The organism is Halosaccharopolyspora lacisalsi, assembly GCF_014137975.1.
Classification (GTDB): domain Bacteria; phylum Actinomycetota; class Actinomycetes; order Mycobacteriales; family Pseudonocardiaceae; genus Halosaccharopolyspora; species Halosaccharopolyspora lacisalsi.
On the sequence record NZ_JACGWZ010000005.1, the window covers coordinates 444486 to 459004 of the forward strand.

The 14519-nt window shown below is 69.3% G+C and carries 18 protein-coding genes; 5 read left to right on the forward strand and 13 right to left on the reverse strand.

Features of this window, described 5'->3' with window-relative positions; genetic code table 11:
• Positions 1-20 precede the first annotated feature (20 nt).
• A complete protein-coding gene (locus tag FHX42_RS18735) occupies positions 21-905 on the forward strand; it encodes an intradiol ring-cleavage dioxygenase (protein ID WP_182545694.1) in 885 nt (294 codons plus the stop codon).
• A gap of 12 nt (positions 906-917) precedes the next feature.
• Here FHX42_RS18735 and tnpB read toward each other — a convergent pair whose 3' ends face one another.
• From tnpB to FHX42_RS18770, 8 genes are all read right to left on the reverse strand, one after another.
• Positions 918-1904 carry an IS607 family element RNA-guided endonuclease TnpB gene (gene tnpB / locus FHX42_RS18740; RefSeq protein ID WP_328796407.1) on the reverse strand — a complete coding sequence of 329 codons (987 nt, stop codon included), beginning with the start codon at positions 1902-1904 and terminating at the stop codon, positions 918-920.
• Between the two features lie 6 nt (positions 1905-1910).
• Positions 1911-2255 (reverse strand): helix-turn-helix domain-containing protein, encoded by a 345-nt coding sequence (locus FHX42_RS25995; RefSeq protein WP_220480530.1) that lies wholly within the window; start codon positions 2253-2255, stop codon positions 1911-1913.
• A 327-nt stretch (positions 2256-2582) separates the two neighbouring features.
• On the reverse strand, positions 2583-3173 hold the full coding sequence (locus FHX42_RS18745) for a nitrile hydratase subunit alpha (RefSeq protein ID WP_182545695.1): 591 nt from the start codon (positions 3171-3173) through the stop codon (positions 2583-2585).
• Positions 3170-3460 (reverse strand): SH3-like domain-containing protein, encoded by a 291-nt coding sequence (locus FHX42_RS27170; RefSeq protein ID WP_268898410.1) that lies wholly within the window; start codon positions 3458-3460, stop codon positions 3170-3172. Before FHX42_RS27170 ends, FHX42_RS18745 begins: the two co-directional genes overlap by 4 nt.
• Positions 3453-3803, reverse strand: coding sequence for an SH3-like domain-containing protein (locus tag FHX42_RS27175; RefSeq protein ID WP_182545697.1), 351 nt, complete (start codon positions 3801-3803; stop codon positions 3453-3455). The genes FHX42_RS27170 and FHX42_RS27175 overlap by 8 nt, the downstream gene beginning before the upstream one ends.
• Positions 3804-3866: 63 nt before the next feature.
• Positions 3867-4325 carry a carboxymuconolactone decarboxylase family protein gene (locus tag FHX42_RS18760; protein WP_182545698.1) on the reverse strand — a complete coding sequence of 153 codons (459 nt, stop codon included), beginning with the start codon at positions 4323-4325 and terminating at the stop codon, positions 3867-3869.
• On the reverse strand, positions 4304-5230 hold the full coding sequence (locus FHX42_RS18765) for an RNA polymerase sigma-70 factor (protein ID WP_182545699.1): 927 nt from the start codon (positions 5228-5230) through the stop codon (positions 4304-4306). Before FHX42_RS18765 ends, FHX42_RS18760 begins: the two co-directional genes overlap by 22 nt.
• Before the next feature lie 67 nt (positions 5231-5297).
• Positions 5298-6104: a putative protein N(5)-glutamine methyltransferase gene (locus tag FHX42_RS18770; RefSeq protein ID WP_182545700.1), complete on the reverse strand. Its 807-nt coding sequence runs from the start codon at positions 6102-6104 to the stop codon at positions 5298-5300.
• Between the two features lie 306 nt (positions 6105-6410).
• Between FHX42_RS18770 and FHX42_RS18775 the strand changes: the two genes are divergently transcribed.
• Entirely contained in the window at positions 6411-7337 is a 927-nt protein-coding gene (locus FHX42_RS18775; protein WP_182545701.1) for an SDR family oxidoreductase, read from the forward strand.
• Here the strand turns inward: FHX42_RS18775 and FHX42_RS18780 are convergent.
• The 4 genes from FHX42_RS18780 to FHX42_RS18795 all read right to left on the reverse strand — a co-directional run bounded on the left by FHX42_RS18780 (position 7328) and on the right by FHX42_RS18795 (position 11411).
• Entirely contained in the window at positions 7328-8299 is a 972-nt protein-coding gene (locus FHX42_RS18780; protein ID WP_182545702.1) for a helix-turn-helix transcriptional regulator, read from the reverse strand. The genes FHX42_RS18775 and FHX42_RS18780 overlap by 10 nt on opposite strands.
• A gap of 30 nt (positions 8300-8329) precedes the next feature.
• Positions 8330-9601 carry an APC family permease gene (locus FHX42_RS18785; protein ID WP_182545703.1) on the reverse strand — a complete coding sequence of 424 codons (1272 nt, stop codon included), beginning with the start codon at positions 9599-9601 and terminating at the stop codon, positions 8330-8332.
• A 24-nt stretch (positions 9602-9625) separates the two neighbouring features.
• Positions 9626-10402: a sulfite exporter TauE/SafE family protein gene (locus FHX42_RS18790; RefSeq protein WP_182545704.1), complete on the reverse strand. Its 777-nt coding sequence runs from the start codon at positions 10400-10402 to the stop codon at positions 9626-9628.
• A gap of 94 nt (positions 10403-10496) precedes the next feature.
• Positions 10497-11411 carry an isocitrate lyase/PEP mutase family protein gene (locus FHX42_RS18795; RefSeq protein ID WP_182545705.1) on the reverse strand — a complete coding sequence of 305 codons (915 nt, stop codon included), beginning with the start codon at positions 11409-11411 and terminating at the stop codon, positions 10497-10499.
• 66 nt (positions 11412-11477) lie between these two features.
• Here FHX42_RS18795 and FHX42_RS18800 point away from each other — a divergent pair, with 66 nt between their 5' ends.
• A complete protein-coding gene (locus FHX42_RS18800; protein WP_328796408.1) occupies positions 11478-12245 on the forward strand; it encodes an ArsR/SmtB family transcription factor in 768 nt (255 codons plus the stop codon).
• A 39-nt stretch (positions 12246-12284) separates the two neighbouring features.
• Here FHX42_RS18800 and FHX42_RS18805 read toward each other — a convergent pair whose 3' ends face one another.
• Positions 12285-12905 (reverse strand): L-threonylcarbamoyladenylate synthase, encoded by a 621-nt coding sequence (locus FHX42_RS18805; protein ID WP_182545706.1) that lies wholly within the window; start codon positions 12903-12905, stop codon positions 12285-12287.
• A 152-nt stretch (positions 12906-13057) separates the two neighbouring features.
• Here FHX42_RS18805 and FHX42_RS18810 point away from each other — a divergent pair, with 152 nt between their 5' ends.
• Together FHX42_RS18810 and FHX42_RS18815 are read left to right on the forward strand one after the other, a co-directional pair.
• Positions 13058-13240 (forward strand): hypothetical protein, encoded by a 183-nt coding sequence (locus FHX42_RS18810; protein ID WP_182545707.1) that lies wholly within the window; start codon positions 13058-13060, stop codon positions 13238-13240.
• A gap of 50 nt (positions 13241-13290) precedes the next feature.
• A complete protein-coding gene (locus FHX42_RS18815; protein WP_182545708.1) occupies positions 13291-14082 on the forward strand; it encodes an exodeoxyribonuclease III in 792 nt (263 codons plus the stop codon).
• The last annotated feature ends 437 nt before the right edge of the window (positions 14083-14519 follow it).

A 14519-nucleotide genomic window follows, 5' to 3' on the forward strand; every position in this document is an offset into this window, starting at 1 on the left:
CGATCACTATGTTGCCGGGTATGACGCGACTTCCGGATGAACAGCACGCATCGGAACACGATCGGCAGGACGGGCGTCGGGGCACGACTCGCCGTGCGGCGCTCGCGGCCTTCGGCGGTGCGGGACTGGGCGCTGCCGCTTTCGGTCTGACAGGAACCGCAGCGGCGGAGGGTGGGCAGCGGCCGGCCCCGACCGGCGGATCCCGAATCGCCCCGTCCTGCATCCTGACGCCGGAACAGATGGAGGGGCCGTACTATCTCGACTACGGCATCCTGCGCGAGGACATCACCGAGGGCAAGGACGGCATCGACTTCCTGATGCGGATCGCGGTGGTCGACGCCTCCGACTGCAGGCCGTTGCCGAACATCGCCGTCGACGTCTGGCACTGCGACGCGCTGGGCGTGTACTCCTCCTACACCGGTTACGACGAGGGGCAACTGCCCCCGGTGGACGAGACCGGTCACGCGACTCCGACCGACAGGACGACCTGGTTGCGCGGGGTCCAGCTCACCGACGCGTGGGGCGTCGCCACGTTTCGCAGCATCGTCCCCGGCTGGTACAGCGGCCGGACCACGCACGTCCACGTCAAGACCATCGTCGGAGGTCATCGCGAGGACGGCAGCTGGGAAGGCGGCCACACCTCCCACACCGGTCAGCTCTACTTTCCCGACGAGTTCAACGAGAAGGTAGCCAGGACGGCTCCGTACCGGGACAATTCCGTGCCTCGGACCACCAACGAGCAGGACTTCCTCTACACCGGTGGCAACGAGGGCCCCGCCACGGTGATGGACATCGAGCGGTCCTGGGTGGGAGCTCCCGGACCCGGTGTGAGCGGCACGGTCGTGCTGGGCATCGACCCGAGCGCCACACCGTTCAGAAAGTGTGTCAAAGCGTGCACTTTCTGAGCTGTCGTATTGCTACGCAGCCTTGGCCGCACCGGTTGGTGCGGTCTTCCCGTGGCGGTACCCGGTGCCAGCAAGGCTGGTCTTACGGGGGTTTCCAGCGGGCTCGTTTTCCGTCGCCCCGCAACTCTGGGAGGACGTGCAGCCTGCGGTCTCGGCCAGATTGGCGAGATTGCGGGCGGCGTTGAGGTCGCGATCAGCGGAGTGCCCGCAGTGCTCGCAGGTAAAGACTCGGGCAGACAAGCGCAGCGTGGCTTTTACCGCGTGACAGTCCGAGCAGGTTTTCGAGCTGGGATACCACCGGTCGGCCACGATCAGTTCGCGGTCGGACCAGGCGGCCTTGTAGGTAACCTGGCGGCGCAGCTCGCCCATACCCACCCCGGAAACCGCGCGGGCCAGCTGCCGATTACGCACCATCCCGGCCACGTGCAGATCCTCGAGCACGATCGTGTCGAACTCGTCGACCAGTCGAGTGGAGAGCTGGTGCAGTCCATCGGTCCGGGCGTTGGCGATGGCCGTATGCAGCTGGGCGATGCGGGCCTGGGCCTTGCGCCACCGATTCGATGCTTTCCGGCCGGTGCGCGGGTCCGGGCCCTGCTGGCGGGCGGCCCGACGCTGCAACCGGCGCAACTCGCGTTGGGCGGCCTCCAGATGTTTCGGATTGGCGATGACCTCGCCGGTGGATAGCACGGCCAGGGACTTCACCCCCAGATCCACCCCGACCGTGCCACCGCGAGTCGCGGGGGCCGGGTCGGCTTTGGTGATCTCGACGGAGAACGACACCTGCCACCGTCCCCGGCGAAACGACACGGTCGCCGACCGGATGCGGGCCGTGCCGCGCTCGACGTGGCGGGCCAGTTTGCGGGTCGACTCGTGGGTGCGCACCACCCCGATCCGAGGCAACCGCACATGCCGGCGATCCTGCTCGGTCAGCCCGAACGCACCGGTGGTGAACCGACACGACCACGCGGCCCGCTTCGACCGAAACCGCGGAAACCCCACCGTGCGTCAGGCACGCTGCCCGGTTCGGGAGGAGTTCCAGGTATCCAACGCCGTCGCCAGATTCGCCAACCCCGACGCGTACGCCTCCTTCGAATTCTCACCCCACCACGGCGCCACCTCGCCCTTGACCTGGTTCCAGGCTTTCCGCAAGGAATAGGCCGACCACGACACCGACGGGGTGAGCTGCTCCTCGCCAACACCATAAGAGCGTTCGGCACGACGCTGGTCCATGACGGCCTGCACTCGGGCCAGACCCCAGTTGAACGCGAACCGCGCCGCACCACAATGCGAACGCAGAGCATCAATCTGCACCTCGGACGGATCCAGGGCGAACCGGTACGCCTGCAACACCGTCCCCACCTGGCCACCCCCCGACTCACCGCGTGATCACTTCAGTACCAAGCATGACTCACCTCATGAGGATGTGGCCCCCACCCCCGCAGCAGACGTCCCCGGGATCAGCACAACACCGCCCTACTGCCACTCCTTCGCCGATAAAGAACCCCTCGATCAAGACCGGCCGCACCGTGCTCGATGACCCCACAGCCCCCCCGACCCGGTGAACGAACGTACCGGATGTCCCGCTGCATCGGTGAACGCGTCGTTCTGGCAGTCACACCGCCAGAACGACGCGTTCACTCCCGAGTGAACGGATCACGGTCCAGCCGGCTCGTCGGTTCAGACGGCGGCCGTACCGATGAGTCCTTCGCGGGTGACCAGCGCGGCGAGCTGTTCCTCGTCGAGCTCCCGCGTGCCCTCCGGGCGCACCGGCAGCACCATGTAACGGGTTTCCGCGCTGGTGTCCCGGACCGTGATGTCGACGTGCTCGGGCAGCTCGAGCCCGAACTCGGCGAGCACGGCACGGGGCTCGCGGACCACGCGGGAGCGGTAGGCCTCGTGCTTGTACCAGCTCGGTGACGGACCCAGCAGGGAGATGGGATAGCAGGAGCAGAGCGTGCACACGAGCACGTTGTGGTGGTCGGTGCTGTTCTCGACGACTCGGAGTCGTTGCTCCTGCAACCCGTTGCCCATGGACAGTCCGAGTTCGGGCAGCGCGGCGTTGGCATCGGCCAACAGACGTCGTCGGAAACCGGGATCCACCCACGCGCGGGCGACGATCCGGGCACCGTTGACCGGGGAGGCCTCGGCCAGGTAGGTGGCGATCGTGTCGTCGAGCTCGGCGTCGGTGGTGTAGCCGGCTTCGATCAGGCGCTCCTCCAACCTCCGCACGTGCGCGGCGATCGGAAGACCGGTGTGGTCGGTACTCATCGAACCTCCTCGGTGGCCGGAGCGAGGTAGGACTCCCAAAGGTCCACCGTCACGGAGTGCGTGCCTTCCCCCCACAGGTCACGGGCGGCGAATCGCACGGTGTAGACGGGCTCGACGCGCGGATCGGCGATCCGCCGCGCCCGCTGGTCCGGAAGCGGATGGGTGCCCTGCAGTTCCACGACCTGCCCGACCCGACCGCGCACGTAGCGCGGTAGCCGAGTGTGGTGCGGCGGGTCGATCAGTGAAGTGCGCACCCGGACTCCGGGGGAGAACCGCGCCTCACCCATGTTCGTCCCGCTCCGTGTCCGTGGACGTTTCCGCGCCGAATCGCTCGGGAAGCTCCGTGAGTTCATCGGGTTCGGTGTCCTCGAGCGCTCCCTTCTCCCGCAGCAGCGTTTTCACGGCGGTCAGCCAGCGCTCGTAGTAGGAGGCGGCCAGGTAGTCCCGGGGCGGCACGCGTTCGACGGCGTCGCGGAACTCGTCGAGGTTGTAGACGCCACGACGTATCAGCACCGAGTTCAGCGCGAAGACGCGTGCCTGCCAGTCGGCGTGAAAGGCCGGCGCCTCGTCGGGGTCCGGAGTGATCGTTCCGAACCCCTGCTGGCCCCCGACGTCGTTGACACGACTCACGGCACTCATGCTAGCCGAATCCCGGTGCGGGTGTGGCTCGCTGGCGTTGACTCGCCACTGTGGTCATCGAGCCTCCTCGGGTTTGTAGCTCCCCGGCACCGTCCGGCTGGTGATGGCGATCCGGTTCCACGCGTTGATCGCGACGATGGCCCAGACCAGTGCGACCAGGTCGGTCCGGTCGAAGTGCCGGGCGGCCTCCTCGTAGACCGAGTCGGGCACGTGGCCGTCGCCGAGGTGGGTGACCGCTTCGGTCAGCGCCAGCGCCGCCCGCTCCCGGTCCGTGAAGAACGGCGTCTCGCGCCAGCCGTTCAGCGCGTAGATCCGCTGCTCGCTCTCGCCCGCGGCTCGAGCGTCCTTGGTGTGCATGTCGATGCAGAAGGCGCAGCCGTTCAGTTGCGAGGCGCGGATCTTGACCAGCTCGTTGAGGACCGGATCGACCGACTGCCGTACCTGGCCCTGCAACGCCGCCATCGCCCGGTAGAGCTGCGGTGCCTGCTCGCTCATGGTGAAACGCGGTTCCATGGTTCGTCGTGCTCCTCGGTGTCGTCGTGGTAGTACTGCCGGGAAAGCGTGGTCAATTTGTCCGGATTTGCCACGAGGAAAACTCGGCGGATGCGACCGTCGACGACGCTGACCGTCATCGCGGTGGCGGGAACGTCGCCGCGCCACAGCAGCGCCCCCGGCTCGCCGTTGAGCGTGACGAGCCGGAGCTCGCGCTCGAAGAACAGGCGTCGGCGGATGCCGTTCAGGAAGCGGGCGACCTTGTCGGAGCCGTGGACGGGGTTGAGCGCGCTGCGCACCTTGCCCCCGCCGTCGGCGGACAGGGTGACGTCCGGAGCGAGCAGCTCCAGCAACGCCTCGACGTCACCGCCCCGGCACGCTGCCAGGAACCGCTCGGTCACGTGCTGCTGGGTGGTTCGATCGGTCTCGAACCGTGGCCGACGAGCCCGCACGTGCTCGCGTGCCCGGCGGGAGAGCTGGCGCACGCTCGCGCTGCTGCGGTCCAGGGAGTTGGCGATCTCCTCGTGGGAGTCGCCGAACACCTCCCGCAGCACGAACACCGCCCGTTCCAGCGGTGACAGCGTCTCCAGGACCACCAGCATCGCCGTCCGAGCGGATTCGGCCAGCAGCGTGTGCTCGGCGGCGTCCGGTACGGCCTGCTCGGTCACCAACGGCTCGGGCAGCCACGGGCCCACGTAGGACTCGCGGCGCGCCCGGGCCGCGCGCAACTTGTTCAGTGCCAGTCGCGTGGCGATCCGGACCAGGTACGCCTCGGGATTGGTGACTCCCGAGCGGTCCTGCGCCGACCAGCGCAGCCACACCTCCTGCACGGTGTCCTCGGCGTCGGCAACACTGCCCAGCATTCGATAGGCCGCCGCGAAGCACCGCTCGCGGTGGTCCTCGAACTCGTCTTCCCGATCAGCCATGTCCCCGCCGATCCTTCCGGAGTTTCCTCGCGCCCTTCAGACACGCGGCGGGCCCCCACGTGTGACATCACGGCTCCCTCGCTTCGCGGCGAAGCGTCCCGATGACGACGGTGGCTTCCAGGTCCTCGGAGCCGGTCACTCGCGGAACCAACCCGTTGCGCTCGAGAACGTCGGCGGTCCGCTGTGCCTGGGGTTCGCCGGTCTCGATCAGCAGGTGACCGCCCGGTGCCAGCCACAGCGGTGCCTCGGCGGCCACTCGCCGCTGGGTGTCGAGGCCGTCCGCGCCACCGTCGAGCGCCAGTCGCGGTTCGTGAACGCGGGCTTCCGGCGGCATCGTCCCGAGCGACTCGGAGGGAACGTAAGGCGCGTTGACGGCGAGGACGTCGACGTGGCCCCGCAGCGCGGTGGGCAGCGGTTCGTAGAGGTCACCTTCGTACACCCGGCCGTGGTGAGCGATATTGCGCCGGGCGCACCGCACCGCGGTGGGATGGAGATCGGTGGCGTACAGCTCGATCCGGTCCAGGGCCGCGGCCAGCGCGGCGCCCACCGCACCCGCGCCGCAGCACAGGTCGACGACGACGGGACGCTCCCCGTCGGCGAGGGCGGCCGCCTGGTCGACGAGGAACTCGGTGCGGCGGCGCGGGACGAAGACTTCCGGCTCCACGGTGATCCGCAGGCCGTGGAACTCCGCCCAGCCCAGGATGGGTTCGAGGGGGAGGCCGTCGGCTCGCCGGGCCACCATGGACGCGAGTTCCTCCGGACCGCCCGCGGCGGCCAGCAGCAACTGCGCCTCCTCCTCGGCGTAGACGCACCCGGAGGCACGAAGCCTGGCCACGATGGAGGATCGCGAGCACGATGACGAGGAAAGCGACATGACAACGCCTTTCGGGAGGTCGAGGTGCGCTGCTTTGTCCGCGCCCGGGATCGTGAGGTGAGAACACCCGGCCCGAACCAGCGGTAACGGATCCCATTTCCTCGGTGCTCCACTGCCGGAGTGAGCAACCCTACCCGAGACGGGCCGTGGGCCTGCGGCGGAGCGGTTGAGAACTGGTCAGACCTTCCCGGAACAGACAGCAGCGGACATGACGACCGTCCGAGATCCTCTCCGCAACCGGACAGAAGATGTCGGGTATCGGTGTGACCGTTCCGGCGTACACCGTCGAGGAAGGAGCGAACACGGTTGAACACGAACGCGGAGCTGACGGGACGGGTCGCACTCGTGGCGGGTGCGACCCGCGGCGCGGGCCGGGCGATGGCCGTGGAGCTGGGCCGGTCCGGAGCGACGGTTTACGCGACGGGACGCACGAGCCGGGAGTCGGTGAGCGAGGTCGGCCGTTCGACGGAGACCGTCGAGGGCACGGCCGAGCTGATCGAGCAGGCGGGTGGTTCGGGGATCGCCGTGCCCACCGATCACCTGCGGCCGGAACAGGTGCGGGCGCTCGTCGAGCGGATCGATCGCGAGCAGGGACGCCTGGACGTGCTGGTCAACGACGCCTGGGGCGGTGACCGCTTCGTCGGGTGGACGGCGCGGATGTGGGAGCACGATCTGGACGCCGGGCTGCGGGTGCTGCGGCTCGGCGTGGAGTCGCACATCGTCACCAGCCGCTACGCCGTTCCGCTGCTCGTTCGGCGTCCGGGCGGACTGGTGATCGAGGTGACCGACGGTACGGAGGAGTTCAATCGCGACTACCGGGGTTCCTTCTACTACGACCTGGCCAAGGTCGCGCCGCTGCGGATGGCGCACGGGCTGAGCACGGAGCTGCGGGAGTACGGTGCCACGGCCGTGTGCGTGACACCGGGATGGCTGCGCTCCGAGGAGATGCTGGACACGCACTTCCGGGTGACCGAGCGGAACTGGCGCGACGGGTGCGAGCAGGATCCGCACTTCGCGATCTCGGAGACGCCGACCTTCCTCGGTCGAGGGGTCGCGGCGCTGGCCGGCGATCCGGACGTCGCGCGGTGGAACGGGCACTCGTTGTCCAGCGTGGGGCTGGCCAGGGAGTACGGCTTCACCGACGTGGACGGTTCGATGCCGGACGCGTGGCGCTACCTCACCGAGGTGGTCCAGCGGGAGGGTGCGCCCGTCGACGTGACCGGCTACCGCTGAACGCCGTAGGCGGCGGTCATCCGCCGTACCGCGTCCGCGAAGCGGGCGCGGAGCTCCGGTGGCTCCAGCACTTCGCCTTCCGGGCCGAGCACGAGCAACTGGTCGTAGGCGACGTCGAGGGACTCGACGGGCAGCGTGACGGTGATCCGCCCCAGCCCGTCGGTCGCGCCTTCGGCCAGTGCCCGCTCCGCGGCCGTGCGGTCGGTGACGTAGCGCAGCTTCCGCGCTCCGGATTCCGACAGCCGGAGGCGGACCCGGTCGTGCAGGATCGATCGCGCGAAGTCCGCGGAGTGCCGCTCCCAGAAGTCGGCCAGGTCGAAGTCCTCGTCGCGGGTGAAACGCTCCGCCGCGGGCTCGACCGACGAGAACCGGTCCACCCGGTAGACCCGCCGGCCGTCCTCCACGCGAGCCGCCAGGTACCAGCGGCCCGCTTTCAGCACCAGTCCGTACGGTTCCATCTCCCGCTCCACGTCCCGGTCCTTGCGGCTGTAGCACGCTGTGATCCTGCGGTCGTCCCAGACCGCGTCGGCGATCACGGGAAGCAGCGGAGGCGTCTCCGGCGGCTGCCACCAGCCGGGCGCGTCCAGGTGGAACCGCTGCGCCGCGCTGTCCTGGACATCGCCGAGTTCGGGATTCAGCGCCGCCGAGACCTTGAGCCGGGCCGCCGACGCCGTGTCGGCGAGCCCCATGTCCCGGAGCGCGGACGGAACTCCGGACAGGAACAGCGCCTCGGCCTCGCTCCTGCCGATCCCGGTCAGCCGCGTGCGGTAACCGCCGACGAGGCGGTAGCCACCCGCGCGCCCCCGTTCGGCGTAGACCGGGACCCCGGCCTCCGACAGGGCGAGCACGTCACGCCCCACCGTCCGCTCGGAGACCTCCAGCTCCGCGGCCAGCTCGGCGGCCGTCATCTCCTGCCTGTTCTGGAGCAGCAGTACGAGCTTGATCAGTCGAGCGGCGCGCACGAGCGGCATTGTGCCAGGCACCGCCGAACGTCACGGAGTCGTCGCGGATCGCCGTCGCAGTGCGGTGGTCAGGAAGCGTCCGAGCAGGCCGACGAGCAGCACGCAGCCACCGGCCAGCACGCTGCTCGGGGGCAGGGTGACCGCCAGCAGCAGGCAACCGGCGAAACCGAGCACGGTCAACGGGCGCAGCCATCGACGCTGCCTGCCGGGCAGCGTGAAGGCCGCGGCGTTGGCCAAGGCGTAGTAGACCAGCACGGCGAAACTGGAGAACCCGATCGCCCCGCGCACCTCGGCGACCAGCACGATGACCAGCACCAGAGCACCGAGCAGCAGTTCGGCGCGGTGCGGCACCCGGTGGCGCGGGTGGACGGCCGCCAGCCAGCCGGGCAGTTCGCGGTCGCGGGCCATGGCCAGGCCGGTGCGGCCGATGCCGGCCATCAGGGACAACAGCACCCCGGCCGAGGCCACCGCACCACCGACGCGCACCACCACGGCCAGGAAGTCCAACCCGCCGGACCGGGCGGCCGTGGCCAGCGGTGCGGTGGCTTCGGCCAACGTGCGCGGACCGACGGCCAGGAGCGCGACCAGTCCCACGGCGGCGTAGATCACCACGACCATCAGCAACGCCAGGGGAACGGCCCGCGGGATGGTGCGGGCGGGGTCGCGGACCTCTTCGCCGAGGGTGGCGATGCGGGCGTAACCGGCGAAGGCGAAGAACAGCAGCGCGGCGGCTTGGGTGATGCCGGTGAGCCCGTGGGGGAACCACTCGGTGAGGTGGCTGGTGCTGGCTTGCCCACCGCCGAGACCGGCTGCGATGACTCCGGCCAGGGTGACCAGGGTCAGCGCCACCAGCACGCGGGTCACGCGGGCGGTCTTGGTCACTCCGAGGTAGTTCACGCCGGTCAGCACCACCACGGCCGCCACGGCGACCGGGACCGGATGTTCCGGCCAGGCGTAGGCCCCCAGGGTCAGGGCCATGGCCGCGCAGCTGGCCGTCTTGCCGACCACGAAGCCCCACCCGGCCAGGAAACCCCACACCGGCCCGAGCCGGCGGCCGGCGTAGACGTAGGTACCGCCCGATTCCGGATACCGTGCGGCCAGCTGCGCCGAAGCGGTGGCGTTGCAGTAGGCCACCACCGCTGCCAGCACCAGCGCGAGCAGTAACCCCGAGCCGGCTACGGCGGCGGCCGGGCCGAACGCGGCGAACACCCCGGCGCCGAGCATGGAGCCCAAGCCGAGCACGACCGCGTCGGACAGCCCCAATCGGCGTTCCAGCCGAGCCGGATCGGCAGCAGCGGACATGATGACTCTCTCCTCGAACCGGGCTCAGGGGTGGAAGGCGAGGTAGGGGGCCAGCAGCAGCAGCGCGGTGGCCAGCGCGTACTTGAGTCGGCGGGCGGGCACGGCCTGGGCGATCTTCCAACCGAGCAGCACCCCGACCAACTCCGGGACGCCGACCAGTACGGCCAGTGGCCAGTTGATCGTACCGTGCGCCAGGTACCCGATGGTGCCGATAGCGGCGACGACCACGGACTGGGCCTGGGCCGCCGCGAGGGCGGTCAGCACGGGCAGGCCGCAGAGCACCAGCAGCGGGACGGACAGCATGGGGCCACCGAGCCCGAACATCCCGGCGGCGACGGCCACGACCAGCCCGACCGCCCCGGTCACCAGGGGAGATACGTGCTTCGGGGTTTCGTCGCTGCCGCGGGCGCGGTGTTCGCGCACCCACACCAGGATTCCGGTCACCGCGACCGCCACGGCGAGCAGGACCCCGAACACTTCGCCACTGACCACGGTGTTGAGCAGCACCCCCAGCGGGGTGCCGATCACGGCGGCGACGGAGAGGGTCGCGGCGATGCGGCGCGTCGCCGGTTCGCGCAGGTGCCCGGAGCGGGTGTAGGCGGCGGTGGCCAGTGCTCCCGTGCCGATGTGGGTGACGATGGCGGTGCCGGCGACCCCGGCCGGGGACAGTCCGGTCAGCAGGAACATCCCGATGGTGGGCAGCACTCCGCCGGGGCCGACCGCGGTGATGCCGACTCCGCCGGCGAGTCCGAACAGCGCCAGCAGTGCCAGGCTCAGGGGAGACAACGTCAGCCCGGTCATGAGTGCCCGCGCGATCCCGATTCGACTTCACTCACGGGCCGTGACGCTACCTGCCCGTCGGCTTCACCTGGCAGTGTGAACGACATGGCGTGAATCACGGAGTTCGCCCGAGCAGCTCGCTCAGTCGGGAGTACGGCAGCGGCCGCGCCTCCTCGGAGAGCGCGGCCGCGTCGCCGTGCACGGCGTGACTCATCGCGGTGCGGGCGGCGGCCAGGGAGAGGCGGTACAACCCGGAACCTACCGAGACCCGCCGGATCCCCAGCCGCCGCAGTTCGGGGATCGGAGGCAGGGCGGGACCGGCGAGGAGATTGATCGGAGCGTGCTCGAGTTCGGTGACGAGCTCGGTGATCACGGCTCGGGCTCGTTCCGGAGGAATACCGGCCGGAGGGAGCCCGGGAACGAACAGGCAGTCGGCTCCCGCCTGCCGGTAGCGGCGCAACCGGGCCACGGTGTCGGCGAAGCGGGTGTCGGGATCGCCGACCGCGCGCCAGTAGGTGTCGGTGCGAGCGTTGAGCACCAGTGGCACGTTCCGCGCGCGGGCGGAGTCGCGTGCGGCGGCGATGCTCTCGGCCTGCCGAGCCGGGTCGATCAGCGGTTGCCGGGAGGGACCGGGGGCGTCCTCGAGGTTGGCTCCGACCGCACCGGCGTCGATGGTGTCGGCGACCTGCTCGGGTGTGTCACCGTAACCGGATTCGAGATCGGCGGTGACCGGCAGCTCGATCGCGGTGGTGATCCGCTCGACGGCGGTGAGCATGTCCGCGCGGTCCAGTGACTGTCCGTCCGGGAGGCCGTGGGCGGCGGCGATACCGGCACTGGTCGTGGCCAGCGCCTCCACTCCGTCTACCGTGGCGAGAAGTCGTGCGCTGGCCACGTCCCAGGCGTTGGGCAGCACGAGCACCTCCGGTCCGGTGTGCAGCTTCCGCAGCCGCTCGGCCAGGGCGAACCGGTCGGGACGGGCCGTTCCCGGGGCAGAAGCGGAATTCGGGTTTCGTGCGCTGTCCGTCGGCATGGAGGCGACGCTAGAACCGGAACGTTTCGGTGGGGACCGAAGTGTCGCGGAACTAGCCTGAACGACGTGAGTGCGCGGAGCTTGTCATCGTCCACGGTGGAAACCACCTCGGCTCGTGGTGATGTCGACATCGCCGCGGTCGGGTCACTCCTGGCCGACTCCTCACGAGCACGGCTGCTGATGGCTCTCGACGACGGGCGAGCGCTGCCCGCCGGTCGACTGGCCGCCGAGGCCGGAGTCACTCCCGCCACCACCAGCGGCCACCTGGCCAAACTCGTCGACGGTGGACTGCTGGTCGTCGAGGTCCGCGGCCGGCACCGCTACTATCGGCTCGCCAGCGCTGCTGTGGGACACCTTCTCGAAGTCCTCACGCAGTTCGCTCCCGCTCGACCGGTGCGCTCGTTGCGTCAGCACACTCGTGGCAGAGCGCTGCGCGAGGCGCGGACCTGTTACGACCACTTCGCGGGTCGTTTCGGAGTGACTCTCATGGCGGCTCTGCTCGACCACGGATTCCTCGTCGGCGGTGACGGTCTCCGCGAGCCGGGGGACGGACCGGTCGGCTACGGCACCGCGGTCGACTACCGGCTCACATCGGACGGCCGGGCCTTCCTCGACCACCTCGGCGTCACCGTCCCGCCACGGCGCGCGTTCATCCGGTACTGCGTCGACTGGAGCGAGCAGCGTCACCATCTCGCCGGTGCCGTCGGCCGCGGCCTGCACGACAGGCTCCTCGAACTCGACTGGGTCCGTCGAACTCCGGGCACGCGCGCCGTTCGCGTCACCACTGAAGGACGGCGCGGACTCCGTCGCACTCTCGGTGTCGAATGGTCCTAGCGACGGAGTCCACGCAGTCGGGGGTGGCCGCCGGTGCGGTTACTCGAATCGGCTGGTGTCGCCGGCTCCGTAACGGACGATCTCGGGTTCCGGCACCGAGAAATCGATCACCGTGGTGGGTTCGGTGCCGCAGTCGCCGGAATCGATGACCGCGTCGACCTCGTGGTCCAGCCGTTCCTTGATGTCCCATCCCTGGGTCATCGGCTCCTCCTGGTCGGGCAGCAGCAGGGTGCTCGACAACAGGGGTTCGCCGAGTTCGGTCAGCAGCGCCTGCGTGGTGACGTGGTCCGGAATCCGGACACCGACCGTCTTCTTCTTGGGGTGCAGCAACCTGCGCGGCACCTCCTTGGTGGCGGGCAGGATGAACGTGTAGCTGCCGGGAGTGGAGGCCTTGATCGCGCGGAAGACCTGGTTGTTGATGTGGACGAGCTGGCCCAGCTGTGCGAAGTCCTGGCACACGAGGGTGAAGTGGTGTCGGTCGTCGAGGCGGCGAATCGACCGGATCCGGTCGATTCCCTTCTTGTTGCCGGGCTGACACCCGAGGGCGAAGCAGGAGTCCGTCGGATAGGCGATCAGGCCGTCATTGCGAACGATGTCGGCCACCTTCCCGATCGCGCGTCGCTGAGGATTTTTCGGATGCACGTCGAAGTACGTCGCCATGCGTCGAGCCTAGGATCAAGCCGGGTCGCGGTGCCAGCCACCGCGCACCCCCCTTGTGGGTTCTGAATCGAGGCAAGTGATAATGAAGGGCGTCGAGGCCGCTGCGGTCGGCTTCCGTTGATTTGATCAATTTTCTGCTCGGGGAGACAACTGTGTCCAACCAGGCCACGCACGACCAGCACGTCACCGACCACGTCTCGACCGAAGGCGGTCGTGCGTGCCCGCCACCCGTCGGGCTCGTCGCTCCGTGCGGGTCGGGGCGGAAGCGCAGGCAGCGCGCGCTCGGTTCCACCGGTGTCATCACCGCCGACCTGTTCGGCCGCTCCTTCTCCTGAGCGTCCCGGCGGGTGCCGATCGTGTCGGTGCCGTGTGCCAGGCTTTCGCCATGCGCATCGCCACCTGGAACGTGAACTCCGTCGGTGCCCGGCTGCCGAGGTTGCTCGGCTGGTTGTCCACGGCCGCACCGGACGTCCTGTGCTTGCAGGAGCTCAAGTGCGCGGCGGAGGCTTTTCCGGCCGAGGAGGTCGCCGAGCTCGGCTACGAGGTCGCGGTCCACGGCACGGGACGGTGGAACGGGGTCGCCCTGCTCTCGAAGGTCGGCCTCGAGGACGTGCGCCGAGGGCTCGTCGACGAGCCGGGGTACGGGGCCGAGGACGCGCTGCTGGAGACCACCGAGCCGCGCGCGATCAGCGCGGTCTGCGGTGGAGTGCGGATCTGGTCGGTCTACGTGCCCAACGGGCGCGAAGTCGGTCACGCTCACTACGACTACAAGCTGCGCTGGCTCGAGGCGTTGCGTAGCACAGTGGACAAGGAACGCGGCGCGGAGCGCGCGGTACTCGGGGACTTCAACGTGGCCCCCGCCGACGAGGACGTGTGGGACATCGAGCGGTTCGCCGGTTGCACGCACGTCACGGCTTCCGAGCGCCAGGCCCTGAGCGCGTTGCTGGAAACCGATCTGACCGAGATTCGTCCTCGTGCGCTGAAGTACGACATCCCCTTCACGTACTGGGACTACCGGGCGCTGGGATTCCAGAAGAACAAGGGAATGCGCATCGATCTCGCTTACACCGACCGGGCGTTGTCCGATGCCGTCACCGACGCCTACGTCGATCGCGAGGAACGCAAGGGCAAGGGAGCATCGGACCACGCTCCCGTCGTCCTCGACGTCGCTCGGTGACACTGCTCGGGCGTTGTGGCTTTTCGGCCCTCGCCCGATTCCGTGCTGACCGTGGGGCCGGTACAGCCCTCGGCGGGGAGCAACCGTTCGATGGCCTCCAGGCGGTTGTCGCTCCGGGCGGAAGGCACGGTGAAACCGCAGGAGCGTTCCCCCTCCGGTGTTTCCCGGGCAGCGTCCGGGTCCCCCGCTCGTGCACGGCTCTCAGTCAGCCAGGACAGGTACAGTGCTATTCCTCGCGAGTGCTCCTGCGGATAGTTGGCTATGGCCCGGGACAGCAGTGGCTCAGCCCTGCCCGTGGCGCCCGATTCGATCAGGCAGCGTCCTGCCATCACGTCGATCTCGTTGCGGTCCAGCCAGTACACCCACTCGAGCTCTGCTGCTCCTCGTTGTTCACGGTGTCGTCCAGGTGTCTGAGCCGCACGACCCGGGGTTCGAGC

Excerpts from the sequence above, each read along its gene's own strand:
- FHX42_RS18735 (WP_182545694.1), top strand. The coding sequence starts at position 21 with ATGACGCGACTTCCGGATGAACAGCACGCATCGGAACACGATCGGCAG.
- FHX42_RS18745 (WP_182545695.1), bottom strand. The coding sequence starts at position 3,173 with ATGAGTACCGACCACACCGGTCTTCCGATCGCCGCGCACGTGCGGAGG.
- FHX42_RS27170 (WP_268898410.1), bottom strand. The coding sequence starts at position 3,460 with ATGGGTGAGGCGCGGTTCTCCCCCGGAGTCCGGGTGCGCACTTCACTG.
- FHX42_RS18760 (WP_182545698.1), bottom strand. The coding sequence starts at position 4,325 with ATGGAACCGCGTTTCACCATGAGCGAGCAGGCACCGCAGCTCTACCGG.
- FHX42_RS18765 (WP_182545699.1), bottom strand. The coding sequence starts at position 5,230 with ATGGCTGATCGGGAAGACGAGTTCGAGGACCACCGCGAGCGGTGCTTC.
- FHX42_RS18770 (WP_182545700.1), bottom strand. The coding sequence starts at position 6,104 with ATGTCGCTTTCCTCGTCATCGTGCTCGCGATCCTCCATCGTGGCCAGG.
- FHX42_RS18785 (WP_182545703.1), bottom strand. The coding sequence starts at position 9,601 with ATGTCCGCTGCTGCCGATCCGGCTCGGCTGGAACGCCGATTGGGGCTG.
- FHX42_RS18790 (WP_182545704.1), bottom strand. The coding sequence starts at position 10,402 with ATGACCGGGCTGACGTTGTCTCCCCTGAGCCTGGCACTGCTGGCGCTG.
- FHX42_RS18795 (WP_182545705.1), bottom strand. The coding sequence starts at position 11,411 with ATGCCGACGGACAGCGCACGAAACCCGAATTCCGCTTCTGCCCCGGGA.
- FHX42_RS18805 (WP_182545706.1), bottom strand. The coding sequence starts at position 12,905 with ATGGCGACGTACTTCGACGTGCATCCGAAAAATCCTCAGCGACGCGCG.
- FHX42_RS18815 (WP_182545708.1), top strand. The coding sequence starts at position 13,291 with ATGCGCATCGCCACCTGGAACGTGAACTCCGTCGGTGCCCGGCTGCCG.